Consider the following 25711-nt stretch of genomic DNA (forward strand, 5'->3'; position numbering starts at 1 on the left):
GTTGTGTGCGGCGTATTATAGACATCTCGAAAATCTTTGCAAGTGTTTTTTTGCAAAAAATAATAAAAAAACACAAAAATGATGACGACCGATTATTTTAAAATCACACTGATGATTTCTTCTGCAAAGTGCGGTGAAAATTTAGTGAATTTTTATACCGCACTTAATTATTGGCTATTTATCTAATAATAAGCGTGCGTAAGCTTGAAAAGCCAAATTGTTTAAATACCTTTAATAAAGAAGGCTGTTCTTTACTTTCTTTTGTACAATACACCAAATTCTGTTTGACTGTTTTTTGCGTTGGTTCCCCAAGCAAATCCTTGACTCGTTTAGCAATTGCTTTACTTGGATCTAAAAAATATTTCACTTGTGGCAAACAGGCTTTTAGTTCTGCTTTTAGGAATGGGAAATGGGTACAACCTAAGATCACCGTATCTAATGATAAATTCCGTTGCCATTCTTTGACTTCAAATAAAAGTTTTATGGGATCAATGGGATTCCCTTGTAATTTTTCTTCTGCCATTTTCACCAATTCCGTGCTTCCTAGCTTTTCAACAGTACAATGCATTGCGTAATCTTGAATCAGCTTATCTACATAAGGTCGTTTTACTGTACCTTTAGTGGCAAGTAATCCGATAATCCCTGTTTCTGTTTGCTGTGCAGCAGGTTTTACAGCCGGTACGGTACCAACAACTGAGCAAGAAAAATTTTCTCGTAATGCTGGCAAAACGACTGTGCTTGCGGTATTACAAGCTATCACAATTAAATCAATCGGATGTTGTTGCGAAATTTTCTGACAAATCGAGACACAACGTTCAATAATCGCCTGCTCTTCTTTTTCAGAATAAGGAAAAAATGCGTTGTCTAAACAATAAAGGTAGTGGCAATAAGGCAAAAGTGTTTTAACTTCACGATATACACTCAAGCCCCCAATGCCAGAATCAAAAAATAAAATGGTAGGCGGATCAGATAAGGTTGTCATTTATTATTAAAAAGCAATTCAAGTTGAGATGATCTTATACCTTAGTATAGGATATCTCAAGGTAAAGTTTACGCATTGGAATAAATGGTTTTCTCGTCAAGCCAACGCTGAATCAAGGCGTCCGAAAGTTGTGGATATTTGTGAATTATTTCTCTGGCATACTGCTGAACCATTGGGATCATTTTGCGATCGCGCATTAAATTTGCCACTTTAAATTCGGCTACCCCTGTTTGTTTTGTTCCCAATACTTCCCCCGGCCCACGGATTTCAAGATCTTTTTCTGAAATATAAAAACCGTCTTGACTTTCACGTAACACTTGCAGACGTTTTTTTGATACCTTTCCTAATGGTGGTTTATACATTAGTACACAAAACGAGGCCGTACTTCCCCGCCCTACACGTCCACGCAGTTGGTGGAGTTGAGATAAGCCAAGCCGTTCAGCATTTTCGATAATCATCAAACTTGCATTAGGTACATCAACCCCCACCTCAATTACCGTTGTGGCCACAAGAACATCTAGCTCTGCCGCTTTAAAACTTGCCATAATATCTTGCTTTTCTGTCGGCTTCATTCGTCCATGAACTAAACCAATACGTAAATTAGGTAAAGCGCTTGTCAGATCTTGCCAAATTGCTTCTGCGGCTTGCGCCTCTAAGACTTCACTTTCATCAATAAGCGTACAAACCCAATATGCTTGACGTTTTTCATTCACACAAGCCTGATACACGCGCGCAACAATTTCAGCACGGCGTTCTTCTGAAATCGCAACCGTTGTAATGGGCGTTCTTCCCGGTGGCAATTCATCAATAATAGAGATATCCAAATCAGCATAAACTGTCATCGCTAAGGTGCGCGGAATCGGGGTTGCTGTCATTATCAGTTGATGTGGATAATTTCCTGATTTTTCACCTTTTTCCCGTAACATTAAACGCTGATGTACGCCAAATCGGTGCTGTTCATCAATAATCACTAAAGCGAGATCATTAAATTCTACATCCTGCTGAAATAAGGCGTGCGTACCAACAATCATCTGCACTTCACCTGATTTCATCTGTTCTAATACGGTTTGGCGTGCCTTACCTTTCACTTTTCCGGCAAGCCAACCGACCTTGATACCGAAAGGCTCAAGCCAATGTTGAAAATTGACAAAATGCTGTTCAGCCAAAATTTCCGTCGGTGCCATTAATGCCACTTGCCTTTGGTTATCAATTGCGACGAGTGCGGATAACGCTGCAACCAAGGTTTTCCCTGATCCCACATCACCTTGCACCAATCGCATCATTGGATAAGGCTTTTGTAAATCTCGCTCAATATCCTGCACAACACGATGTTGTGCATTAGTTGGGGTAAATGGCAAACGCTGTAAAAATTGCTGTTTTAGATCCGTTTGATAGTGCAAGGGCAAAGCAAAAAATTGCTGAATATTTGACCGCACTTTTTGCATTGCCAAATTATGAGCTAATAATTCTTCAAAAATTAACCGCACTTGTGCTGGGTGCTGTCCCTTTTCGAGCATTTCTAGCGAAACATCGGGCGGTGGACGATGCAAAAATCGGATCGCCTCTTTCAAACTGTATGGATAAGGATTAAATTCATCAGGTAGAATTTCTGGCAACTGGATTTTATCTAATAACGCCAGCGCTTGATCGGTGAGTTTTCGTAAAGCGTTTTGCTTTAAACCTTCAGTGGTAGAATAAATGGGGGTAAGCGTTTCTGCCATAACTAAAGGAGCATCATCACGAATAATTTGATATTCAGGATGATGAATTTCCGCCATAAAACGACCACGCTTAATTTCACCGAAGGCTTTTACCCGTGTTCCCACCTGAAAACTGTTACGCATTGCCGCGTTAAAATTGAAAAAACGTAAAGTTAATTTTGATGTGCTATCAGACACCACGACGATTAGAATTGGGCGACGTCCAAACTGCACTTCACAGAGCTGAACTGTCGCACTGATCGTCGCATATTGCTCAGGACGAAGATCAATAATAGGCGTAATGCGTGTACGATCTTCATAACGACTCGGTAAATGAAAGAGAAGATCTTGTAGATTATTAATACCAATTCGGCTTAATTTCGCCGAAACTGCCACTCCCACGCCTGATAGTGTAGTAAGCGGTACAGCCCCAAGAATATCTGTTGTCATTAGCGATTAATATTACGTTCAATACTGACAAAACCCGGCGTTGTCTTGATTTTTCGCATAATTTGGCTTAAATGATGGGTATCTTTTGCGGTAAGCAATACGACAATTTGATATAAACGGCCGTCTTGCTCTTCCGTCCAAATGCTGTGAATATTACTGTCCATTGCGGAAATATTCGATGTCAAATTAGGCAACGCCCCTTGCTGATTAATCATTTCAATGCGTAATTCTGTTTCGAAATCGACTTTATTCTCACTATTTTCCCAAGTGACGGGCGTATAATGCTCTTTATTTTCTTCATGATTACGCAAATTTGCACAAGCTTCATGATGTACAACAAGTCCTTTGCCGGGACTCGCATAAGCCATAATTGGATCGCCCGGAATAGGATGGCAACATTGTGCGAATGTTGTTAATAAATTTTCTGAACCATTAATGGCAAAAATGCTTTTATTATTACTTAGATCGCCATCGGTATCAATTTCAATGCTTTCTCCAAGTAAACGATAGGCAATGACCGCACTCATCTGATTGCCTAAGCCAATTTCAGCTAACAAATCCTCAAAACGATTAAGTTTAAGTTCATTTAGCAACGTATTAATACGTTGTGGTGAAATCTGTTCTAATTTATGTGGCAATAAGGCATTCGTGAGCTGACGTTTACCTAATAGAATAGCGGTATCTGAACGCATATTTTTCAAGGCATGACGAATATTAGAACGTGCTTTTGCGGTAACCACAAAATTAAGCCAAGCCACATCAGGACGCGCATTTAACGCGGTGATAATTTCTATTGTTTGTCCTGATTGTAACGGTTGAGAGAGTGGGTAAGGTTTACGATCAACATTTACTGCGACACACGCATTACCAATATCAGAATGAACCGCATAGGCAAAATCAACGGGGGTTGCTCCTACAGGCAATTCAACAATGCGCCCTTTCGGGGTAAAGACATAAATTTCTTTCGGGAAAAATTCTGATTTTACGCTTTCAATAAATTCAAAAGAATTCCCCGCACTTTGTTGCAATTCGATCAGGCTTTGTAACCAACGTTGTGCGCGAATTTGTGCCGTGGTGCTATCATTCTTACCGCCTTGTTTATATGCCCAATGCGCTGCCACCCCCATTTCTGCCATTTGATCCATTTCTTCTGTACGAATCTGCACTTCCACCGGCACGCCGTGTGGACCAATCATAGAAGTATGTAAGGATTGATAGCCATTTGCTTTCGGCACAGCAATATAATCTTTTACTCGACCGGGACGTGGCTTATATAAGCTGTGCATTTGTCCTAGCACACGGTAGCAAGTATCAACATCTTTCACTACCGCACGGAAAGCATAAATATCCATAATGGAATGAAATTGCTGATCTTTGAGGCGCATTTTTTGGTAAATGGCATAAAGGTGTTTTTCTCGCCCAAAGACGCGTGCATCAATACCCACATCCCCCAGACGTCCTTTAATTTCATCGGAAATCCGCTCAATCATATCTTTGCGGTTACCACGCGCAATTTTTATTACTTTTTGTAATACCGCATAACGCTGCGGGTGCATCGCTTCAAAACCGAGATCTTCTAGCTCATTTTTAATATGTTCTATCCCTAAACGATGAGCAAGGGGGGCATAAATTTCAAGGGTTTCTTTCGCAATCCTACGCCGTTTATCTGGGCGTAATGCGCCAAGTGTGCGCATATTATGGGTGCGGTCAGCCAATTTAATAAGCACAACACGAATATCTCGTGTCATTGCCAAGATCATTTTACGGAAGTTCTCTACTTGCGCCTCTTGGCGGGTGCGAAATTTGAGTTTATCTAATTTAGAAACACCTTCTACAATTTCAGCAACACTCGTACCAAATTCGGCTTCAAGCTGAGCCTCAGTATAAGGTGTGTCTTCAATCACATCATGCAACAAGGCTGCCATCACCGCTTCGTGATCTAAACGCATTTCCGCAATAATGGAGGCCACTGCAACAGGGTGTGTAATGTACGGCTCACCGCTAGAGCGAGACTGTCCTTCGTGCGCATCTCTTGCGATAATATATGCACGTCTTACTAATTCAATCTGTTCCGCAGGCAAGTAGCCGCGAATAATATGCTCTAAACGTTCAAATAAGTACAAAGGACACCTAACTTTTTATTCAAATTTTATTGCGAAGGATAAAAATAAAACAAAAAACTACCGCACTTTTAGCGCTTATGAAGATAATAAAGATACTGCGTGATGTTCCGTTGCCTCTTGCTCTAAGGCATCTTGACGCTCGTGCGCATTCATAATTTCATTATTGATCAAGCCTTTCTCAATCTCACGCAATGCAATGACTGTTGGCTTGTCATTGTCTTCTGGCACCAAAGGTTGGCGAATATGCAATTGTAATTCTCTTGCACGGCGTGCTGCGGTTAAAATTAAATCAAAACGGTTACCAATTTGTTCTACCGCATCTTGCACTGTTACACGAGCCATAAATTTACTCCAATCAGTTAAACTTCTTCAATAAATAAAAGGGATCTAATGATACTAAAATGTCAATTATTTTGCCAGTAATTGATGAATTAAAGCGATATTTTGCGTTTGTTGATAGCTTTTGGTTAAACATTCGGCGCGTAAAATATGCTGTAAATCTGCCACAGCTTGTTCAAAATTATCATTAATAATCACATAATCATATTCATCATAATGAGATATTTCACTGGTGGCTTTTGCCATTCGATCGGCAATCACTTCTGCGCTATCCTGTCCACGTCCAATTAAACGGCGCTCTAATTCACTCACAGAAGGAGGCAAAATAAAAATACTTTTTACACTCGGTAATTTGGCACGAATTTGTTGCGCCCCTTGCCAATCAATATCTAAAAAAACATCAATGCCTTGCGCCAAACTTTTTTCAATCGTTGGTAAGGAGGTGCCATAATAATTTCCGCCAAATACGTTGGCATATTCTAAGAATAAATCTTGTTCAATTAAATGCTCAAATTCCGCTTTACTCACAAAATGATAATGCACGCCATCTACTTCGCCCGGGCGTGGTGAGCGGGTGGTATGGGAAACAGAAACCATCATTTTACGCCCTGTTTCTTTTGCTAATAATGCGGCGATTAAAGATGATTTTCCCGCACCACTTGGGGCAGAAATAATATAAAGGTTACCTTGGCTCATTGTTTATCCTCAATTTTCATCAAATTATGCTCATTATGCCGATAAATCAGAAAAAAATCATTAGGGGCAGGGGATATTTTTCGTGATAACTGCGTTGAATGTGGTTCATTTAGCATAACTCAACTTCGCCACTTTCGCCTTGCTCTCACAAAAATAGCCCCCCGCTCAACGGCGAAATAAATTATCAACAATCCCTAAAAGTGCGGTGTTTTTTTACTTAATATTGACAAAATAAAAACAAGCTAACTGGCTGATCCGCAAAGTTTTGATGTAGATCACAAATGTTTTACGGTTTTCTTGCGAGTTAGTTTCACCCTATCTAAAAAGCGTGCTATAATCCGCAGCGAACGGAAAATAGAAATTCTTTCTATGCACCGTAACCCTTTTGTTTAACTTAAATTATAGGTGAAAAACTTATGGCAATTAAAATTGGTATCAATGGTTTTGGCCGTATCGGTCGTATCGTATTCCGTGCAGCACAACAACGTGATGACATCGAAGTAGTCGGTATCAACGATTTAATCGACGTTGAATATATGGCATATATGCTAAAATATGATTCAACTCACGGTCGTTTTGATGGCACTGTTGAAGTAAAAGACGGCCATTTAGTGGTAAACGGTAAAACTATCCGTGTTACCTCTGAGCGCGATCCTGCAAACTTAAAATGGAACGAAATTGGTGTTGATATTGCTGTTGAAGCAACAGGTATCTTCTTAACTGATGAAACTGCTCGTAAACACATTGAAGCGGGTGCGAAAAAAGTTGTATTAACCGGTCCATCTAAAGATGCGACACCAATGTTTGTAAACGGCGTAAACTTTGATACTTATGCAGGTCAAGATATCGTTTCAAACGCCTCTTGTACAACAAACTGTTTAGCACCATTAGCGAAAGTAATCAACGACAAATGGGGTATCAAAGACGGTTTAATGACCACTGTTCACGCAACCACAGCAACCCAAAAAACAGTTGATGGTCCTTCAGCGAAAGACTGGCGTGGTGGTCGTGGTGCGGCTCAAAACATCATTCCATCTTCAACAGGTGCAGCGAAAGCAGTAGGTAAAGTTATTCCTGAGTTAAACGGTAAATTAACAGGTATGGCATTCCGTGTTCCAACACCAAATGTTTCTGTTGTGGATTTAACTGTAAACCTTGAAAAACCAGCAACTTACGCTGAAATCTGTGCAGAAATCAAACGTGCTTCTGAAAACGAATTAAAAGGCGTTTTAGGCTATACTGAAGATGCAGTAGTATCAACAGACTTCAACGGTTGTGCATTAACTTCTGTATTTGATGCAGAAGCAGGTATCGCATTAACTGATACTTTCGTTAAATTAGTATCTTGGTACGATAACGAAACAGGTTATTCAAACAAAGTATTAGACTTAGTAGCTCATATTCACAACTACAAAGGCTAATTAAAAATCATTTAAAATTAAGCCGCACTTTTAAAGTGCGGTTTTTTTTCACCAAATTTTTCTCGCTGATTTATTCTTGCTTCTCTCTATTTGCCTTTCTCTGGAAAAACATTTCTTTTCTTCATCGCATAAAAATGAACAACTGTTCGCTCGTTAAAACTGTTACATCGCTCACAAAATCACTGATTATCCGCATTTTTCAGCGGATTTTTCTCGCTTTTTATTGGATTAACGATTATATTTAGCCTACAACTGTACGCTAAAAAATAATCATTAGGTAAATAGGATAAAGAAGAATGACAAATACCCTTGATTTTCATTTTGTGAGCCGTTTTCAACAGCAAGCAAAAACATTAAAAAATAACACCGCACTTCGTTATTTTGAAAATCAACAATGGCACGATATTTCTTGGGCTAGCTTTCAACAACAAGTAAACGAACTTTCTCTTGCGCTACTCGCCCATCATATTGATGTACAAGATAAAATTGGCATTTTTTCCCATAATATGCCACGCTGGACAATTGCCGATATCGCGGCATTACAACTTCGTGCCATTACCGTCCCAATCTACGCAACCAATACCGCACAGCAGGCCGCGTTTATTATTAATGATGCCGATATAAAAATTCTCTTCGTCGGCGATCAAGAACAGTATGAACAAGCATTACACATTGCTGCGGATTGTCCACAGTTACAGCATATTGTGGCGATGAAAGACAGCATTCAACTGCACAATCATCCACTGGCTTGCAGTTGGGCGAACTTTATTGCAACAGGATCTCAAACCAATCCCACAGCATTACAACAACGTCTCGATAATAAACAACTGAATGATTTATTTACCCTTATTTATACTTCTGGCACAACAGGTGAACCAAAAGGCGTGATGTTAGATTATGCTAACCTTGCCCATCAACTTAAAGCGCACGATCAAGCACTAAAGCCCATTACAGAACAGGATATTTCCCTTTCTTTTCTGCCTTTCTCACACATTTTTGAACGTGCTTGGGTCGCCTATGTGCTACATCGTGGTGCAGTGAATTGCTATATAGAAAACACCGATCAAGTACGCCCTGCGTTAAGTGCTATCCGCCCAACATTAATGTGTGCGGTGCCACGTTTTTACGAAAAAATTTACACCGCTATTCACGATAAAGTGCAGCAAGCACCCAAACTTCGCCGTACGCTATTTAACTGGGCGATGAATGTGGGGCATCGTTATTTTGATCGCAAAAGCCAAAAACTGCCTATTCCATTTGGGCTTAAACAGCAATTTTTCTTAGCGGATAAATTAGTGTTGAGCAAATTACGCCACTTGCTCGGTGGACGTATTCGTATGATGCCCTGTGGCGGTGCAAAATTAGATCCCACTATTGGGCTATTTTTCCACAGCATTGGCATTAACATTAAGCTGGGCTATGGTATGACAGAAACCACCGCTACCGTTTCTTGCTGGGAAGATGATCATTTTGAGCCAAATTCTATCGGCAAGTTAATGCCCGGCGCCGAGGTTAAAATTGGCGAAAACGATGAAATCCTAGTGCGTGGCGAGATGGTTATGCGTGGTTATTACAAAAAACCAGCGGAAACTGCTGCCGCCTTTACCGCTGACGGTTTTTTGAAAACTGGTGATGCTGGTAAATTAGATGAGCAAGGACATCTCTACATCACGGATCGCATTAAAGAGCTGATGAAAACCTCAAACGGTAAATATATTGCCCCTCAACATATTGAAGGAAAAATTGGAAAAGATAAATTTATTGAACAAATTGCCGTGATTGCTGATGCGAAAAAATATGTTTCTGCCTTGATCGTGCCTTGTTTTGCCTCTTTAGAAGAATATGCGAAAAAACTCAATATTAAATATCAAGATCGAATGGAGTTGCTCAAACATTCTGAAATTATTCAGCTTTTTGAAAAACGTTTAAATGAATTGCAAAAAGAGTTAGCAAGCTTTGAACAAATAAAAAAATTCACCTTGCTACCAGAAGCCTTTACTACCGCAATGAATGAAATTACCCCCACATTGAAACTACGTCGAAAAGTGATTTTGGAACGTTACAAAGCGCAAATTGAAGCTATGTATCAATAAAAAACCAAGTGCGGTGATTTTTCACCGCATTTTCTATTTTTCGTTTCTCTTCACAACAGCAAAAACTCGCAAATTTTCCACCGCACTTTATTTTTATAAACTTTGATCTACATCAATAAAATTGACAATTTATTGAGAATAATTCTCATAAACAAAGATGCAAATTGCCTAGTAAAATCAACTTCCCCACGTCATTTCGCTCAAAAAACAAGCTAAAAAACCTTATTTTTTATCAGTTGAATTTGGCAAAAATCTATATATAGTGCTTTTCAAAACATAAAAACACAATATATAGGGGTTATACAATGAGTTCGTTTTTTGTCATCAAACGCGATGGTTCACGCGTGCAATTTGATATTCAACGCATCATCAATGCAATTCGTAAAGCAGCCTTAGCCATTGGCATTCATAATGAGGATTATTGCCACACAATGGGACAACAGATTGCCAATGACATTTTTGTGCGATATCAGCAAGACATTGATATTAACGAAATCCAGCAATTGGTTGAAAATCAATTAATGACAAGTGCTTATCCGCAAGTCGCACGGGCTTATATTGAATATCGCCACGATCGAGATTTAGCGCGCGAAAAACGTAGTCAGCTCACCCAAGATATTGAAGGGCTGATCGAACAAAGTAATGTGGAATTACTCAATGAAAACGCGAACAAAGATGCTAAAGTCATTCCTACGCAACGAGATTTACTTGCCGGTATTGTGGCGAAGCATTATGCAAAGCGTTATATTCTACCTCGTGATGTCGTAGAAGCGCACGAAAAAGGCGAAATTCACTACCACGATTTAGATTATGCCCCATTCTTTCCAATGTTTAATTGTATGTTGGTAGATCTCAAAGGAATGCTCACGCACGGTTTTAAAATGGGCAATGCGGAGATTGAACCGCCTAAATCAATTGGCACCGCCACCGCAGTAACCGCCCAAATTATTGCACAAGTGGCGAGCCATATTTATGGTGGAACCACCATTAATCGTATTGATGAAGTACTTTCACCTTATGTTCAGCTGAGCTATGAAAAGCATTTAAAAACCGCCCAACAATGGAATGTCCCTGAACCAGAAAATTATGCGAACGCCTTGATTGAAAAAGAATGTTTTGATGCCTTTCAATCATTGGAATATGAAGTCAATACCCTACATACCTCCAATGGACAGACCCCCTTTGTTACCTTTGGTTTCGGTTTAGGAACAAGTTGGCAAGCCCGTTTAATTCAACAAGCCATTTTGCGTAATCGTATTCGTGGCTTAGGAAAAAATCACAAAACCCCGGTCTTTCCTAAATTGGTTTTCACGATTAAAAAAGGAATAAATCAGCAACACTGCGATCCCAATTATGATATTAAACAACTGGCTTTAGAATGTGCTTCCAAACGGATGTATCCTGATATTCTTAACTATGATCAAGTGGTTAAGGTAACGGGATCATTTAAAGCGCCAATGGGCTGTCGCAGTTTCTTAGGCGCTTATGAGGAAAATGGTGAGCTTATTCACGATGGGCGTAATAATCTCGGTGTGGTTAGTCTGAATTTACCGCGTATTGCACTCGAGGCTCAAGGTGATGAACAACGTTTTTACGCATTACTTGATGAACGCCTTGCTATTGCGAAAAAAGCCTTGATGACACGTATTGCACGTCTCGAAAACACCAAAGCACGGGTTGCCCCTATTCTCTATATGGAAGGAGCTTGTGGGGTTCGCTTAAATGCGGATGATAATGTCGCCACTATCTTTAAGCAAGGACGCGCTTCCATTTCCCTAGGTTATATTGGTATCCACGAAACCATTAACGCCCTTCATCAAAAAAGTCATATTTATGATGATGAATATCTACGTCAAAAAGGCATCGCTATTGTAGAATATTTAAGCAATGCAGCAAAACAATGGCAACAAGACACAGGCTATGCCTTTAGCCTTTATTCCACACCAAGTGAAAATTTATGCGATCGCTTCTGCCGCCTAGATACCAAGCAATTTGGCATCATTCAAGGAGTAACGGATAAGGGATACTACACCAACAGCTATCATCTTGACGTAGAAAAAAAGGTCAATCCCTACGATAAACTCGACTTTGAAATGCCTTATCCCCCATTAGCAAGTGGAGGCTTTATTTGTTATGGCGAATACCCAAATATTCAACACAATCTCAAAGCCTTAGAAGATGTTTGGGATTATAGCTACGACCGCGTGCCTTATTACGGGACAAACACGCCCATCGATGAATGCTATGAATGCGGTTTCACGGGCGAATTCCATTGCACCAGCAAAGGTTTTACTTGCCCTAAATGTGGTAATCACGACAGTGAAAAAGTCTCTGTTACTCGCCGTGTTTGTGGTTATCTCGGTAGCCCCGATGCACGCCCGTTTAATGCAGGTAAACAAGAAGAGGTGAAAAGAAGAGTAAAACATTTATAATTGGAGAATGGAGTGAGAATTTTGTTTAAGGTTAAATTGCTTTTTTCTTTATGATTGATAACGGATTTTGCCGTTGGCAACTTCCTTTCTTTTGCTTACCCAAAAGAAAGGAAGCTAAGAAAAGGGAACCCCGATCAAACCGCTTTTTCCTCATTCCAATAAAATTTTCTTAACGAAAAATTTTATCTCCATTCGGGCGGTTTGGACGGGGAATGCGGTTAAGATGAACTTTAAAGTGCGATAGAAATTTTTAGATTTTTTAAAATTCTGTGGAAAATGCCCGCACTTTATTACTTGCTTTTTTCTTTGGGATTGATAACGGATTTCGCCGTTGGCAACTTCCTTTCTTTTGCTTACCCAAAAGAAAGGAAGCTAAGAAAAGAGACTCCGATCAAACCGCATTTTCCTCATCCTGATAAAGTTTTTTAACGAAAAGTAAGCTCATACTCGCTACGCTGCGTTCAGGCGTTACTTTTCTAAAAATTTTATCTCCATTCGGGCGGTTTGGACGGGGAATGCGGTTAGGGCGAATTTTAAAGTGCGATAGAAATTTTTGGATTTTTTAAAATTCTGTGGAAAATGCCCGCACTTTATTACTTGCTTTTTTCTTTGGGATTGATAACGGATTTCGCCGTTGGGCGACCTACTTTCTTTTGCTTGCTCAAAAGAAAGTAGGCAAAGAAAAAAGCCCCCGACTAAATTGCTGTTCTTGATTTTTAGCAAATTTTCTTAACGAAAAGTAAGCCCATACTCGCTACGCTGCGTTCAGGCATTACTTTTCTAAAAATTTGTTAAAAATGAAGGCAATTTACACGGGAGATTAATTCATTATCTTCTCCAGATCATAGAGAAGGATTTTGAAGCCCTTCTGAAATAAACGGGGAGATACTGTATTCAACCTCAGATTTTATAAAGCGGGAACGTTCAAGCTCCTCTTTAGTAAAGAGGGGTGGGGAGATTTGTTCAGGAAGCTACTTCACCACCTACGAGCCGTAGGCGGTTAGGTAACACAGTCGCTCTGTGATTGAGATCGAGAATTTTCTTTACTCTTTGTAAAACTCAAAGATTCTCACCGCACTTTAAAATTCGCCCTAACTGAATTTCCCCGTCCAAACAGCCCGAATGAAGATAAAATTTTTAGAAAAATCACGCCGAGCGAGAGCGAAGCGAACATCAGGCTGATTTTTCGTTAAGAAAATTTTATTAGAATGAGGAAAAAGCGGTTTGATCGGGGTTCCCTTTTCTTTGCTTCCTTTCTTTTGGGTAAGCAAAAGAAAGGAAGTCGCCAACGGCGAAATCCGTTATTAATCACAAAGAAAAAATTAATTATTCAAGATAAACAATAAAATAAAATGAACTATCTCCAATATTACCCCGTTGATATCGTAAACGGTGAAGGCACACGTTGCACACTCTTTGTCAGTGGTTGCGAACACGCTTGCAAAGGTTGCTATAACCAAAAAAGCTGGTCATTTAGTGCTGGTGTTCGATTTGATAAAGCAATGGAAGATCAAATTATCCGTGATCTTCAAGATCAACGTATTAAACGGCAAGGACTCAGTTTATCAGGCGGAGATCCCCTCCACCCACGCAACGTACCAACTTTACTCGCCTTAGTCAAACGCATCAAAACAGAATGCCCAGACAAAGACATCTGGCTTTGGACAGGCTATCAACTTGCGGAACTCAATGAATTACAACGCGAAATGTTACCTTATATTGACGTACTGATTGATGGTAAATTTATTCAAGAACAAGCCGATCCCTCTTTAATATGGCGAGGATCGGCTAATCAGGTCATTTATCGCTTGAAAATTGACTAATTTTACATCACTAATATGGCACTATTTCTCAGCAAATAACGCACAACTAGTTTGCCAAATTTGCTCGGCAATGGCTTCGGGACGTTCTGATCTTAATTCGCATAATACCTTGAAGGTTTCTCGGATACGCATTGGGCGATTGGGCTGACCTTGAAAACCAAATACGGGCATATCCGGGCTGTCGGTTTCGAGCAATAAGCTATCTAAAGTCAGACGTTTAATGGTTTCACGAGTTTTGTTCGCACGCGCATAGGTAATCACACCGCCTACGCCAATTTTATAGCCTAAATCGACAAAGCGTTTGGCTTGTTCATAACTGCCTGAGAAACCGTGTACCACGCCCGTAATGCTAAGTTGGGCGTTTTTTAAAAAACGATAAAGATCCTCGTGAGATTTGCGTGAATGTAAATTCACTGGTAATTGATTGTCTTTCGCTAAATGAAGTTGAGCTTCTAAAAATTCGCATTGTTTTTGCCATAATGCAGGCGTTAATAGCTCAGGCACGCCTTTTTCTAAGCCAATTTCAGCTACCGCAGTCAGATTGTTAGAACGCTGAGCAAGCCGCTGTGCCAATAGGTCTAAATCTGCTAAGCGATGCCGAGCAATATATAATGGATGTAAACCCAAGCCATAATAAAGCTGTTTAGGATAAAGTGCGGTGAGTTTTTCAATATTATTAAAATCTTCTGCTTGCACTGCCACCACTAACATTTTTTCAACGCCAGCTTGTTGGCTTTCTTCAATCAGTTCCGCCAAAGGCTGTTGAGTGCCAGCCAATAAATAATCAAGATGAGTGTGAGTATCAAAAAATGGCACGAGAATTCCTAAAGTAAGTCTATAAGTTAAAAAGGAGGCAAGCCTCCTTTTATTTCGTCAATCTTATTCCACTGTAACAGACTGAATGACAATATCGTCCACAGGAACATCTTGGTGGAAGCCTTTATTGCCGGTTTTTACACCTTTGATTTTATCTACGACATCCATACCGTCCACGACTTCACCAAATACGGCATAGCCCCAATCTTGTACCACTTCTTTACCAAACATTTGTTTAGAACGGTAATCCAAGAACGTATTATCTGCTACATTAATAAAAAACTGTGCTGTTGCAGAATGAGGATCAGAGGTGCGAGCCATTGCGATAGTCCCACGTTTATTGCTTAAACCGTTATTGGCTTCGTTTTTGATGGGCGCATTGGTATTTTTTTCCTTCATTCCCGCTTCCATTCCACCACCTTGGATCATAAAGCCGTTAATAACACGGTGGAAAATTGTGTTATCATAAAACCCATTTTTACAATAGGTTAAAAAATTTTCGCTGGTAAGTGGCGCTTTTTCGCTATTTAAAGTAAGTTTGATATCACCCAAATTGGTGTGTAAAGTAACCATTGTCATCGTTATATTCCTCTAACTGATAAAGGCGGTTATTATTTCATAAAAGTGCGGTATAATTCCAGCTCATTTATTTTGTCTAATTCATCATTTCAAGAGAAACAAACAAATGCTAAAAATTTTCAATACATTAAGCCGAGAGAAAGAAATTTTTACTCCCATTGAAGCTAATAAAGTGGGAATGTATGTGTGCGGTGTTACCGTTTATGATTTATGCCATATCGGACACGGACGCACTTTTGTTTGTTTTGATGTGATTGCACGTTATTTACGCTATTTGGGTTACGATCTCACTTATGTACGCAACATTACCGATGTGGATGATAAAATCATTAAACGCGCATTAGAAAATAAAGAAACCTGTGAGCAATTAGTGGATCGAATGGTCGCTGAAATGTATCGTGATTTTGATGCGCTCAACATTTTACGCCCCAATATTGAACCAAGAGCCACCCATCATATTCCTGAAATTATTGATATTGTTGAAAAATTAATTCAACGTGGCCACGCTTATGTGGCAGAAAATGGCGATGTGATGTTCGATATAGAAAGTTTCCCACAGTATGGCAAACTTTCTCGCCAAGATCTCACTCAATTACAAGCCGGGGCAAGAATTGAAATTTCTGAAATCAAGAAAAACCCAATGGATTTTGTGTTATGGAAAATGTCTAAACCCAATGAACCAAGTTGGGATTCTCCGTGGGGAAAAGGTCGCCCAGGTTGGCATATTGAATGCTCAGCAATGAATAGTAAACAACTTGGAGAGCATTTTGATATTCACGGTGGTGGCTCAGATTTAATGTTCCCACACCACGAAAATGAAATTGCGCAATCTTGCTGTGCGCACGATGGCGAATACGTCAATTACTGGATTCACTCAGGAATGATTATGGTGGATAAGGAAAAGATGTCGAAATCCCTCGGCAACTTCTTCACCATTCGCGATGTATTAAATCATTATCACGGCGAAGTGGTACGTTATTTCTTACTCACTGCCCATTACCGTAGCCAGCTCAATTACAGTGAAGAAAATCTTAACCTTGCACAAGGCGCATTAGAGCGTTTATACACGGCATTACGTGATACCGATCCGAATGTTGCCCCGCAAGGTGGCGAAGGATTTGTCGCACAATTTAAAGAAGCGATGGATGATGATTTCAACACACCAAATGCCCTCTCTGTACTCTTTGAAATGGCGCGTGAAATCAATAAATTGAAAAAGGAAGATAAAATCAAAGCCTCTCAACTTGCCGCCCGTTTGCGTGAGTTAGGCGATATTTTAGGCTTATTACAGCAAGACCCTGAACGTTTCTTACAAGCTGGCGCTGACGGTGATGAAGTCGCCAAAATCGAAGCCTTAATTAAACAACGCAACGAAGCCCGAGCAACTAAAAACTGGGCTGCCGCTGATGAAGCCCGCGATCAACTCAATGCAATGGGCATTGTATTAGAAGACGGTGCAAATGGCACAACGTGGCGTAAGCAATAAAACCAAAATGGCACAATAAAAATATTGTGCCATTTCTCTCTGCCAGTTATTCTCTTATCTCCAATATTTTTCTATTTCAGTATGAATTGCCTGTGCGGTCTGCTTGCCTTTTTCCCCCACTAATGCTCTGCCAGCAATAAAGGCTTTTGCATTTTTGATCCCTTTAAACAAATGAATATCCTCTGGCACAATTCCTCCTGTAATAGAAAGTTGTAATCCCAGTGCTTCAAGAGATTTCATTTTTTCAATGTCTTCATCTGTCCAACCTTTGCCAGCTAACTCTGCATCACGAGAACGGTGATAAATCGCTTGAGTCACACCAAGCTCAACCCATTGTTTGGCATCTTCAAGTGTCCAGTTACCATAAATTTCAATTTGAATTTCTTTTTTCACTTTAAGATCTGGATGAGCCTGATTAAATTCATCCGCCACTTTTTTACACGCGGCTTTGGTTGCGGGATGAGCGGCTGCCGAAACCGTTAGCCAATCAGCTCCTGCTTCAAAAGACATTTTTGCTAAAATAGCTCCGCCGTCCGTTGTTTTAAGATCACAAACAAGAATGTGATTAGGATGTAAGGCTCGTAATGTACTAACGGCTTTCATTCCCTCAGCACACGCGAGAATGGTACCAATTTCAATAATATCCACTAGAGCTTCAGCTTGTTTAGCATCCGCAACAGCTTTTTCTAATGAAAGAGAATCTAATGCGATTTGTAGTAAGGGTTTTGACATAATTTCTTCCTTCTTATAACAGTTAATTTGATAATGCTTGATCAATAACAAGATAGACGTCTTCGGCACTCTGGCATTGAAGTATTTTTTCTAGATCAACACCCGTTTCACTATTTGGATCATCATCTTCTAACACCTGGGTAATTTCCATAATCCCTTGCATATGCTGATTAGAATCACTGCCTGCTAACGTAATTAATACTTTAATAGGTTCTTCTTCTCCTTCAAATTGCACGGGGGTATCTAAAGTGACTAACGCAAAGGCGGTGCGATTTACGCCATCTTCGGGTCTTGCGTGTGGCATAGCTAGCCCCGGTGATAGAATAATATAAGGTCCCATTTGTTTGATCATATTGATAATAGAATCATAGTAACGAGGCGTTATTGCACCTGATGCAACAAGCATATCTGTCCCAAGTTTAATCGCCTCTTCCCAATTTTCTACTTTTTGATGTAACTTGATTGAATTATTTTCAATTAATGATTGTTTTAGCATATAAAAAACCTCGCGAAATTCTTACCGCACTTATTATAGCGTGCGGTAAAAGGACTATTACTGATATTTCTTAATTAACGCTTTTAACTCTTCACCGAAGGAATTTGGATTTAACATATTTTGTACCCCAAGCACTGAAACTCGCTCACCACCCTGAATTTCATCGGCAAGGTGCTTAGAACACACAATGATATCTACACCATCTAATTTTCCTTTGTAATCGGTTACCGCGCAAGAATCCATAATATTGGCGATCCCGTGTTTATCTAAATAGCCTTTAATTTTCATTTTCATCATCATTGATGAACCTTGGCCTGAACCACATACCGCCAAAATACGTACTGGATTTTCGCCCATAGGGCTTTCTGCTTGTACTTCTGCAACCAAATCTTGTGCTACGCTGTCATCATTACCATAGCCGTCCATTTGTTCTAATGTTTTCCCTGCCGCAGCCGCTGCCGCTTCATCAGCACGTAATTTACGGGAAGCAAAGAACATATAGACCATTGCAAGTGCTAAAATAATGAAGAAGAACCCCGGTACACTGACAATCCCTTGTAAAATTGGTGGGAAAAATAATGCCCAGTCAGCCATTCCCATCCAACCATTAAATTCGGCGCCTTGTGTTGCCAGAAGCTGAATCACCCACGCCGATCCCATTACTTCAATGATCCCCATTGCAAAACAAATTTTCATCACAGCTTTCCAGCCACCAAATTGGTTTGCAAAAACGCCGATTGTGGCATTAGAGAAAAACATTGGAATAAAGCCCGGAATGATTAAGATTGGCGAATTGAACCCAAGTAATAACCCAACGGCGACAAATTGCCCAATTGCCCCCCATATAAAACCGAATACCATCGCATTTGGAGAAAAGGCATAAATTGCCGCACAGTCAATGGCAAGCACGGAATTAGGAATTAGCCGCTCTGAAATACCTTTGAATGCTTCAGAAAGCTCTGCAACAAACATTCTTACGCCAGTAACAATAATTTGAATGGCAACCGCAAATTTTAATCCCATTTCTAGAATATACATAAACCAATGGGTTTTTCCTGCCATCGCTTGCAAATTATCTAATCCAAAAGAAAGCAAGATAATGCCGAAAAATACGGTCATTACTAATGCAGTTGCAGAAATACTATCGTGGAAAATATGCAACCATTTTGGTAATTTCATATTATCAACACTGTCATTTTTATCGCCTAATTTGGGCGCTAACTTTGTTGCAACCCAAGAAGCAATTTGTTGTTGATGTCCAATAGAAAAGCCCGCGCCACCTGTCACCGCTTGCGTCGGTTTATACATAATATTAGAAGAAATTCCCCAATATAATGCCATTAGCACGGAGGTATAAATCACCGTTTCCCACATTGAAGCACCAATAATCATATAAAATACGGCAACTAACCCCGCCTGCTGAAACATAATATGCCCTGTAAGCATAATTGTCCGAATACCCGTAAAGCGCCTAAACACCACTAATAAAATGTTTAAAAATAATGCGCCAATAACAGCGTAGCCAACCCAACCATAATTGTCTGCCATTGTTTGAATGGTGGCTTGCATACTGGTATAGGGATCAATCACCGCGCCTGTCAAATGGTGAAATTTGGATAATCCTGCAATCACAGGCTTAAAGTTTGTGACTAAGAAACCTGATCCCGCTTGAACGATCATAAATCCAACAATCGTTTTAATTGTTCCTTTAATAATCGTTGTCGTGTCTTTTTTCAGTAAGATATAGCCTAAACAGGCGACAATCCCAAGTAAAAAGGGAGCTTTAGATAAAACCTGCGTATTAAAGATCCCAAAATAGTGCATAATTGTTTCCATAATATTTACTACCTCAGATTGAATTTATCATTGATAATAATGTTCACTTTCAAACAGCAAAAGTAAAATCATCACTATAATACGCAAAAACAATCAAATAAAAAGATTATTTTTGATTATTTGTGAGTAAGATCACAAATTAAAATTCTTTCCAAATAATCAAACCTCTATTTACATTTAGTAATGAGCCTAGCTAAAATCCCTTTAAGTCAAAGTAAAATATGATATAGATCACAAAACAGACAAAATATCCTTTCATTTATAAAAATGATTTATTACGATTAAAAAAGATTTATTTTGACTACTAATTACAAAAAAGTAAGGAGCAAACAATGCCAAATGTAAATGAAATAACACGAGAAAGTTGGATCCTTTCTACCTTCCCTGAGTGGGGAACTTGGTTAAATGAAGAAATAGAACAGGAAGTTGTACCCGAAGGAAATTTTGCAATGTGGTGGCTAGGTTGCGTTGGCGTATGGATAAAAACCCCCGGTGGTGCAAATTTATGTATGGATCTTTGGTGTAGCCGTGGAAAATCCACCAAAAAAGTGAAAGATATGGTACGTGGACACCAAATGGCTAATATGGCAGGTGTTCGTAAATTACAACCTAATTTACGTGCAGCACCAATGGTCATTGATCCGTTTGCAATCAATGAAGTCGATTTTATTTTAGCCTCTCACTACCATAGCGACCATATCGACGTGAATGTTGCCGCTGCCATTGTCAATAATCCTAAACTTGATCACGTAAAATTTGTTGGTCCTTGGCACTGTACCGAATTATGGAAAAAATGGGGAGTTCCTGAAGATCGCCTCATTACCGTAAAACCGGGTGATGTCGTTAAAATCAAAGACGTAGAAATCCACGCATTAGATTCTTTTGATCGAACCTGTTTAGTTACCCTACCAGTGGAAGGTGCAGAAGAGCAAGGTGGAGAACTCAAAGGGCTATGCCCAAGCGATGAAGAAATGGGACGTAAAGCGGTCAATTATGTGTTCAAAACCCCCGGCGGAACTATCTATCACGGCGCAGATTCCCACTTTTCAATTCAATTTGCAAAACACGGAAAAGAATTTGATATTGATGTTGCATTGAATAATTATGGTGAAAACCCTGTTGGTATCGCGGATAAAATGACCTCCATTGATCTTCTTAGAATGGCGGAAAGTTTACGTTGTAAAGTCATTATTCCTGTTCATCACGATATTTGGACAAATTTTATGGCAAGTACTGATGAAATTATTGCCTTATGGAAAATGCGTAAAGAACGGCTTCAATATAAGTTTCACCCATTCATCTGGGAAGTGGGGGGTAAATATATTTATCCACGTGATAAAGATCTTATTGAATATCATCATCCACGTGGTTTCGATGATTGCTTTGAACAAGAACCTAATATTCCATTCAAGGCAATGCTTTAATTAATCTCAAGGCGAAAGAGAAAATCCCTCTTTTGCCTTGATTTCCCTATGGGCATATTCATCATTCTAAAAAATGTTATTGCCGGTAAATTATTTCGGCTTGCTCCCTTGCTGTAATTAAATGATAACAAAGAAATTAAAGAAAAATTCGCTCACACAAAATGATTACATCTGATTTAAGATGATTTAAAATCATTTAGGAATGCGCGTATAATAATTTAATTTACAATGTTGTACTTTTTTAGGGGGAAAAATGAACGAAACTTATCGCCATAAGTTATTGTTGGAACGACTAGCCGAAAATCATCTGCTTTCTACCGCAGAAATTATTGATTTATTAAATATTTCACCGGCAACTGCACGCAGAGATATTAATAAATTACATCAACAAGGAAAATTACGAAAAATTAGAAATGGTGCGGAAGCCTTAACCACCTTTCACTTAACCAGTGAAAAAAGCAGTATCAATCATTTTGACGAGAAACAACGTATTGCTCAAGCAGCCGCAAGATTATGCAAAGACAATGAAAGCGTCATTATTACTTGTGGCTCAACAATGCAAATGCTAGGACGCTATTTGTGTGGCAGAAAAGTACAGATTATTACCAACTATATCCCTTTAGTTAATGATCTTATTAAGCAAAATCATTCAGATCTTGTCATTATGGGAGGACAATATAATCAAGAAAAAGCCATCACGCTATCACTTAATCAACAAAATGAAACAAATTATTCCGCAAATATTATGTTTACAAGTGGGCGAGGATTTACCGTTGATGGGCTTTTTAAAACAGATATGATTATCGCACATTCGGAGCAGCAACTTTCTTCTAAAGCAGAAAAATATGTTGTGTTATTAGACAGTTCAAAATTAGGTAAACAAGTAGGAATGCTATTTACCCAATTAGAAAATATTGATCTCCTTATTACAGGGAAAGAAGCCGATCCCCAAGTCATTGAGCAACTTACCGCAAGAGGGCTTGAAGTACGTCTAGTATAAGTGCGGTAAAAATTACGTAACTTTTTTAGGACGAAACAATGAGAAAACACAAACTCGGCATTTATGAAAAGGCCCTACCCAAAAATATCAGCTGGCAAGATAGACTTTCCATCGCCAAAGCCTGTGGCTTTGATTTTGTCGAAATCTCCATTGATGAAACAGATGAACGATTGAGCCGATTAGATTGGAGCAAGGCACAACGCCTTGAGTTGGTGCAAGCCATTATCAATACAGGTATCACCATTCCCTCAATGTGCCTTTCTGCCCATCGCCGCTTTCCTTTTGGCAGTCACGACGAAACGCTTCGCCAAAAAGCCTATGAGATTATGGAAAAAGCCATTCAGTTGGCGGTAGATGCGGGTATCCGCACCATTCAATTGGCGGGTTATGATGTGTATTACGAAGAACAAGACGAAAGCACGTTAGCACGCTTTCAACAAGGAATGGAATGGGCGGTTGAGTTAGCGGCAAGCAATCAAGTCACACTTGCAATGGAAATTATGGATACCCCATTTATGAGTTCCATTACCCGCTGGAAAAAATGGGATAACCTCATTCGCTCCCCTTGGTTTACTGTCTATCCTGACCTCGGCAATCTTTCTGCGTGGAATGATAATGTGGTCGAGGAATTACAATTAGGCATCGACAAAATTTCCGCGATTCATTTGAAAGACACCTATAAAGTTACCGAAACCTGCAAAGGGCAGTTCCGCGATGTCCCCTTTGGCAAAGGCTGCGTAGATTTTGTTACCTGCTTTAAAACCCTTGCCGAACTAAATTATCGCGGGGCGTTTCTCATTGAAATGTGGACAGAAAAAGCCGATGAACCGATTGAAGAAATCATTAACGCACGCCGTTTTATTGAGCAACAAATGCAACAAGGAGGATTCCAATGCTAGCCGAATTACGCGAAAAAGTGTTACACGCCAATCTTGCCCTACCAAAACATCATTTGGTGACCTTTACGTGGGGAAATGTCAGCGAAATAGACCGCACTTCAGGGCTGGTCGCCATTAAGCCATCAGGGGTGGACTATGACAAGATGACGGCAGAGGATATTGTGATTGTCGATGTGCATACAGGGGAACGCGTGTGGGGAAATAAAAAACCGTCTTCAGATACCCCAACTCATCTAGCCCTGTATCGTCAATTTCCTGATATTGGCGGGATTGTACATACCCACTCACGGCACGCCACCATTTGGGCGCAAGCTGGGTTAGATTTAATTGCCGCCGGCACAACCCACGCGGATTATTTTTATGGCAGCATTCCTTGTACGCGAAAAATGACTGACGAAGAAATTAACGGGAATTACGAGCTTGAAACCGGCAATGTGATTGTGGAAACCTTCCGCCAGCGCAAGATTAATGCGAAAGACGTGCCTGCCGTATTAGTCCATTCACACGGGCCTTTTGCGTGGGGAAGCAATGCAGAAAATGCGGTGCATAACGCGGTTGTGTTAGAAGAAATTGGCTATATGAATTTATTCAGCCATCAGTTAAATGCAAATTTAACCTCAATGCAACCCGTGTTATTGGATAAACATTATTTGCGTAAACACGGCAAAAATGCGTATTATGGGCAGTAAAAGGAGGCAATAATGGCAAAACCGTTATTACAAATTGCATTAGATTCACTAACTCTTGAAAAAGGATTAGTGGATGCCAAACAGGCCGCCCCTTTTGTTGATGTGATTGAAGTCGGGACGATTTTAGCTTGTGCAGAAGGAATGAAATCAGTCAAAATTTTGACCGCACTTTATCCTGAACATATTATTGTCTGTGATCTAAAAACAACCGATGGTGGCGCAATTCTCGCGCAAATGGCCTTTGATGCAGGCGCTGATTGGCTGACAGTTTCGGCGGCAGCACATCCAGCAACCAAAGCAAGTTGTCAGCAAGTTGCAAACGCCTTTAATAAAGCCCACCCCGATCTGAAAGTAAAAAAAGAAATCCAAATTGAATTGTATGGTAACTGGACACTTGATGATGCAAAACAATGGTTAGATCTCGGTGTAACGCAGGCGATTTATCACCGTTCTAGAGATGCTGAATTGGCAGGGAAAGGGTGGACAGAGACGGATCTTCACTTGATGAAACAACTTTCTGAACTTGGTTTTTCGCTTTCTATTACAGGAGGCATTGTTCCACAAGATATTCATTTATTTAAAGAGATTAAAAATGTGAAAGCCTTTATTGCAGGCAGAGCGTTGGTTGGGGATAGCGGACAAGCAACGGCGAGCGCAATATTAACTGAAATAGATCGTTACTGGTCGTAATGCGTTCTTTCAGTCCCTTGTCAGATACCAAACGATGATGTTTGGTATCTTTTATTCATTAGGCATAACGCTTATAAATACTAATCAAATTAATTGCTATTTTTTCACAATAAATCGGGTAGAATAGCCAGCATTCAGTTTTTACATTTGATAACTAGGAGAACAAAAATGTCGAATCGAAAAGAATTAGCCAATGCCATTCGTTTTTTAAGTATGGATGCCGTGCAAAAAGCCAAATCAGGGCATCCGGGAGCGCCAATGGGAATGGCGGATATTGCAGAAGTATTATGGCGTGATTTTTTAGTACATAACCCAACCAATCCTAAATGGTCAAACCGCGATAGATTTGTGTTATCAAATGGTCACGGCTCGATGCTTATTTATAGCTTATTACACCTTACTGGCTATGATTTATCTATTTCCGACCTTCAACAATTCCGTCAATTACATTCCAAAACCCCGGGACACCCTGAATATGGCTATGCACCGGGCGTAGAGACCACCACCGGGCCATTAGGTCAGGGTATTACCAATGCGGTAGGTATGGCGATTGCGGAGAAAACTCTTGCAGCCCAATTTAACCGCCCAGACCACGAAATTATTAACCACTACACTTATGCCTTTTTGGGTGACGGCTGTTTAATGGAAGGGATTTCACACGAGGCGTGTTCATTAGCGGGAACCTTAGGCTTAGGCAAACTAATCGCTTTCTATGATGACAACAATATTTCCATTGATGGCGAAGTAGACGGTTGGTTTACCGATAACACAAAACAACGTTTCGAAGCCTATAATTGGCAAGTTATTGGTCAAATTGACGGGCATAATCCCGAAGCCATTGCCGAGGCAATTAAACAAGCGCAAGCAGAGAAACATCGCCCAACCTTGATTATCTGTAAAACAACCATTGGTTATGGCTCACCAAACAAAGCCGGTTCACACGACAGTCACGGTGCGCCATTAGGTGAGGAAGAAATCGCCTTAACCCGTAAAAATTTAGGATGG

General features: G+C 40.0%; 21 protein-coding genes. 11 read left to right on the forward strand and 10 right to left on the reverse strand.

The window, feature by feature from the left end; translation table 11 throughout:
- Nucleotides 1-178: 178 nt before the first annotated feature.
- The 5 genes from murI to gmk all read right to left on the reverse strand — a co-directional run bounded on the left by murI (nucleotide 179) and on the right by gmk (nucleotide 6290).
- A complete protein-coding gene (gene murI, locus L5B83_RS12135; RefSeq protein ID WP_265777369.1) occupies nucleotides 179-982 on the reverse strand; it encodes a glutamate racemase in 804 nt (267 codons plus the stop codon).
- Between the two features lie 68 nt (nucleotides 983-1050).
- The gene (gene recG, locus L5B83_RS12140; protein ID WP_265777370.1) at nucleotides 1051-3132 is read right to left on the reverse strand and encodes an ATP-dependent DNA helicase RecG; all 2082 of its coding nucleotides are present in this window, start codon (nucleotides 3130-3132) and stop codon (nucleotides 1051-1053) included.
- Complete coding sequence (gene spoT, locus L5B83_RS12145) at nucleotides 3132-5255, reverse strand: bifunctional GTP diphosphokinase/guanosine-3',5'-bis pyrophosphate 3'-pyrophosphohydrolase (RefSeq protein ID WP_250363572.1); 2124 nt, start codon at nucleotides 5253-5255, stop codon at nucleotides 3132-3134. The genes recG and spoT overlap by 1 nt, the downstream gene beginning before the upstream one ends.
- 75 nt (nucleotides 5256-5330) lie before the next feature.
- Complete coding sequence (rpoZ, locus tag L5B83_RS12150) at nucleotides 5331-5597, reverse strand: DNA-directed RNA polymerase subunit omega (protein ID WP_250349499.1); 267 nt, start codon at nucleotides 5595-5597, stop codon at nucleotides 5331-5333.
- A 66-nt stretch (nucleotides 5598-5663) separates the two neighbouring features.
- On the reverse strand, nucleotides 5664-6290 hold the full coding sequence (gene gmk / locus L5B83_RS12155) for a guanylate kinase (RefSeq protein WP_250349498.1): 627 nt from the start codon (nucleotides 6288-6290) through the stop codon (nucleotides 5664-5666).
- Nucleotides 6291-6706: 416 nt separating this feature from the next.
- Here gmk and gapA point away from each other — a divergent pair, with 416 nt between their 5' ends.
- From gapA to nrdG, 4 genes are all read left to right on the forward strand, one after another.
- Nucleotides 6707-7711, forward strand: a complete 1005-nt coding sequence (gene gapA, locus L5B83_RS12160) for a glyceraldehyde-3-phosphate dehydrogenase (protein ID WP_250349497.1) — start codon at nucleotides 6707-6709, stop codon at nucleotides 7709-7711.
- Between the two features lie 296 nt (nucleotides 7712-8007).
- On the forward strand, nucleotides 8008-9804 hold the full coding sequence (locus L5B83_RS12165) for an AMP-dependent synthetase/ligase (RefSeq protein ID WP_265777371.1): 1797 nt from the start codon (nucleotides 8008-8010) through the stop codon (nucleotides 9802-9804).
- Nucleotides 9805-10109: 305 nt separating this feature from the next.
- Nucleotides 10110-12236: an anaerobic ribonucleoside-triphosphate reductase gene (gene nrdD / locus L5B83_RS12170; RefSeq protein ID WP_265777372.1), complete on the forward strand. Its 2127-nt coding sequence runs from the start codon at nucleotides 10110-10112 to the stop codon at nucleotides 12234-12236.
- A gap of 1352 nt (nucleotides 12237-13588) precedes the next feature.
- Nucleotides 13589-14059, forward strand: a complete 471-nt coding sequence (gene nrdG, locus L5B83_RS12175; RefSeq protein WP_265777373.1) for an anaerobic ribonucleoside-triphosphate reductase-activating protein — start codon at nucleotides 13589-13591, stop codon at nucleotides 14057-14059.
- A 21-nt stretch (nucleotides 14060-14080) separates the two neighbouring features.
- Here the strand turns inward: nrdG and L5B83_RS12180 are convergent, their stop codons facing one another.
- Complete coding sequence (locus L5B83_RS12180) at nucleotides 14081-14875, reverse strand: TatD family hydrolase (RefSeq protein WP_265777374.1); 795 nt, start codon at nucleotides 14873-14875, stop codon at nucleotides 14081-14083.
- A 63-nt stretch (nucleotides 14876-14938) separates the two neighbouring features.
- Nucleotides 14939-15448 (reverse strand): peptidylprolyl isomerase, encoded by a 510-nt coding sequence (locus L5B83_RS12185; protein ID WP_250351644.1) that lies wholly within the window; start codon nucleotides 15446-15448, stop codon nucleotides 14939-14941.
- Nucleotides 15449-15560: 112 nt separating this feature from the next.
- Between L5B83_RS12185 and cysS the strand changes: the two genes are divergently transcribed.
- Nucleotides 15561-16940 (forward strand): cysteine--tRNA ligase, encoded by a 1380-nt coding sequence (cysS, locus tag L5B83_RS12190; RefSeq protein WP_265777375.1) that lies wholly within the window; start codon nucleotides 15561-15563, stop codon nucleotides 16938-16940.
- A 54-nt stretch (nucleotides 16941-16994) separates the two neighbouring features.
- On the opposite strand, the gene L5B83_RS12195 is transcribed toward cysS, so the two are convergent.
- The 3 genes from L5B83_RS12195 to L5B83_RS12205 are packed head-to-tail and all read right to left on the reverse strand — an operon-like array spanning nucleotide 16995 to nucleotide 20004.
- The gene (locus L5B83_RS12195) at nucleotides 16995-17672 is read right to left on the reverse strand and encodes a 3-keto-L-gulonate-6-phosphate decarboxylase UlaD (RefSeq protein WP_265777376.1); all 678 of its coding nucleotides are present in this window, start codon (nucleotides 17670-17672) and stop codon (nucleotides 16995-16997) included.
- A 22-nt stretch (nucleotides 17673-17694) separates the two neighbouring features.
- Complete coding sequence (locus L5B83_RS12200; protein ID WP_250364137.1) at nucleotides 17695-18168, reverse strand: PTS sugar transporter subunit IIA; 474 nt, start codon at nucleotides 18166-18168, stop codon at nucleotides 17695-17697.
- 57 nt (nucleotides 18169-18225) lie between these two features.
- Entirely contained in the window at nucleotides 18226-20004 is a 1779-nt protein-coding gene (locus tag L5B83_RS12205; RefSeq protein WP_250350874.1) for a PTS ascorbate-specific subunit IIBC, read from the reverse strand.
- 332 nt (nucleotides 20005-20336) lie between these two features.
- Here L5B83_RS12205 and ulaG point away from each other — a divergent pair, with 332 nt between their 5' ends.
- The 6 genes from ulaG to L5B83_RS12235 form a co-directional block, all read left to right on the forward strand.
- A complete protein-coding gene (ulaG, locus tag L5B83_RS12210; protein WP_250350875.1) occupies nucleotides 20337-21428 on the forward strand; it encodes an L-ascorbate 6-phosphate lactonase in 1092 nt (363 codons plus the stop codon).
- Between the two features lie 253 nt (nucleotides 21429-21681).
- A complete protein-coding gene (gene ulaR, locus L5B83_RS12215; RefSeq protein ID WP_250350876.1) occupies nucleotides 21682-22428 on the forward strand; it encodes an HTH-type transcriptional regulator UlaR in 747 nt (248 codons plus the stop codon).
- Nucleotides 22429-22466: 38 nt separating this feature from the next.
- The gene (locus tag L5B83_RS12220) at nucleotides 22467-23327 is read left to right on the forward strand and encodes an L-ribulose-5-phosphate 3-epimerase (RefSeq protein ID WP_265777377.1); all 861 of its coding nucleotides are present in this window, start codon (nucleotides 22467-22469) and stop codon (nucleotides 23325-23327) included.
- Complete coding sequence (araD, locus tag L5B83_RS12225; RefSeq protein WP_265778711.1) at nucleotides 23321-24016, forward strand: L-ribulose-5-phosphate 4-epimerase; 696 nt, start codon at nucleotides 23321-23323, stop codon at nucleotides 24014-24016. The genes L5B83_RS12220 and araD overlap by 7 nt, the downstream gene beginning before the upstream one ends.
- Before the next feature lie 12 nt (nucleotides 24017-24028).
- Nucleotides 24029-24706, forward strand: coding sequence for a 3-keto-L-gulonate-6-phosphate decarboxylase UlaD (locus tag L5B83_RS12230; RefSeq protein ID WP_265777605.1), 678 nt, complete (start codon nucleotides 24029-24031; stop codon nucleotides 24704-24706).
- Between the two features lie 168 nt (nucleotides 24707-24874).
- On the forward strand, nucleotides 24875-25711 hold an 837-nt coding region (locus L5B83_RS12235; protein ID WP_265778712.1), incomplete at its 3' end, for a 1-deoxy-D-xylulose-5-phosphate synthase N-terminal domain-containing protein.

Origin of the sequence: Avibacterium sp. 21-599, from assembly GCF_026226765.1 — a bacterium.
Lineage (GTDB): Bacteria > Pseudomonadota > Gammaproteobacteria > Enterobacterales > Pasteurellaceae > Avibacterium.

Bases quoted from the DNA above. Each gene is read 5' to 3' on its own strand.
- murI (WP_265777369.1), bottom strand. From the start codon at position 982: ATGACAACCTTATCTGATCCGCCTACCATTTTATTTTTTGATTCTGGC.
- recG (WP_265777370.1), bottom strand. From the start codon at position 3,132: ATGACAACAGATATTCTTGGGGCTGTACCGCTTACTACACTATCAGGC.
- rpoZ (WP_250349499.1), bottom strand. From the start codon at position 5,597: ATGGCTCGTGTAACAGTGCAAGATGCGGTAGAACAAATTGGTAACCGT.
- gmk (WP_250349498.1), bottom strand. From the start codon at position 6,290: ATGAGCCAAGGTAACCTTTATATTATTTCTGCCCCAAGTGGTGCGGGA.
- gapA (WP_250349497.1), top strand. From the start codon at position 6,707: ATGGCAATTAAAATTGGTATCAATGGTTTTGGCCGTATCGGTCGTATC.
- L5B83_RS12165 (WP_265777371.1), top strand. From the start codon at position 8,008: ATGACAAATACCCTTGATTTTCATTTTGTGAGCCGTTTTCAACAGCAA.
- nrdD (WP_265777372.1), top strand. From the start codon at position 10,110: ATGAGTTCGTTTTTTGTCATCAAACGCGATGGTTCACGCGTGCAATTT.
- nrdG (WP_265777373.1), top strand. From the start codon at position 13,589: ATGAACTATCTCCAATATTACCCCGTTGATATCGTAAACGGTGAAGGC.
- L5B83_RS12185 (WP_250351644.1), bottom strand. From the start codon at position 15,448: ATGGTTACTTTACACACCAATTTGGGTGATATCAAACTTACTTTAAAT.
- cysS (WP_265777375.1), top strand. From the start codon at position 15,561: ATGCTAAAAATTTTCAATACATTAAGCCGAGAGAAAGAAATTTTTACT.
- L5B83_RS12195 (WP_265777376.1), bottom strand. From the start codon at position 17,672: ATGTCAAAACCCTTACTACAAATCGCATTAGATTCTCTTTCATTAGAA.
- L5B83_RS12200 (WP_250364137.1), bottom strand. From the start codon at position 18,168: ATGCTAAAACAATCATTAATTGAAAATAATTCAATCAAGTTACATCAA.
- L5B83_RS12205 (WP_250350874.1), bottom strand. From the start codon at position 20,004: ATGGAAACAATTATGCACTATTTTGGGATCTTTAATACGCAGGTTTTA.
- ulaG (WP_250350875.1), top strand. From the start codon at position 20,337: ATGCCAAATGTAAATGAAATAACACGAGAAAGTTGGATCCTTTCTACC.
- ulaR (WP_250350876.1), top strand. From the start codon at position 21,682: ATGAACGAAACTTATCGCCATAAGTTATTGTTGGAACGACTAGCCGAA.
- L5B83_RS12220 (WP_265777377.1), top strand. From the start codon at position 22,467: ATGAGAAAACACAAACTCGGCATTTATGAAAAGGCCCTACCCAAAAAT.
- araD (WP_265778711.1), top strand. From the start codon at position 23,321: ATGCTAGCCGAATTACGCGAAAAAGTGTTACACGCCAATCTTGCCCTA.
- L5B83_RS12230 (WP_265777605.1), top strand. From the start codon at position 24,029: ATGGCAAAACCGTTATTACAAATTGCATTAGATTCACTAACTCTTGAA.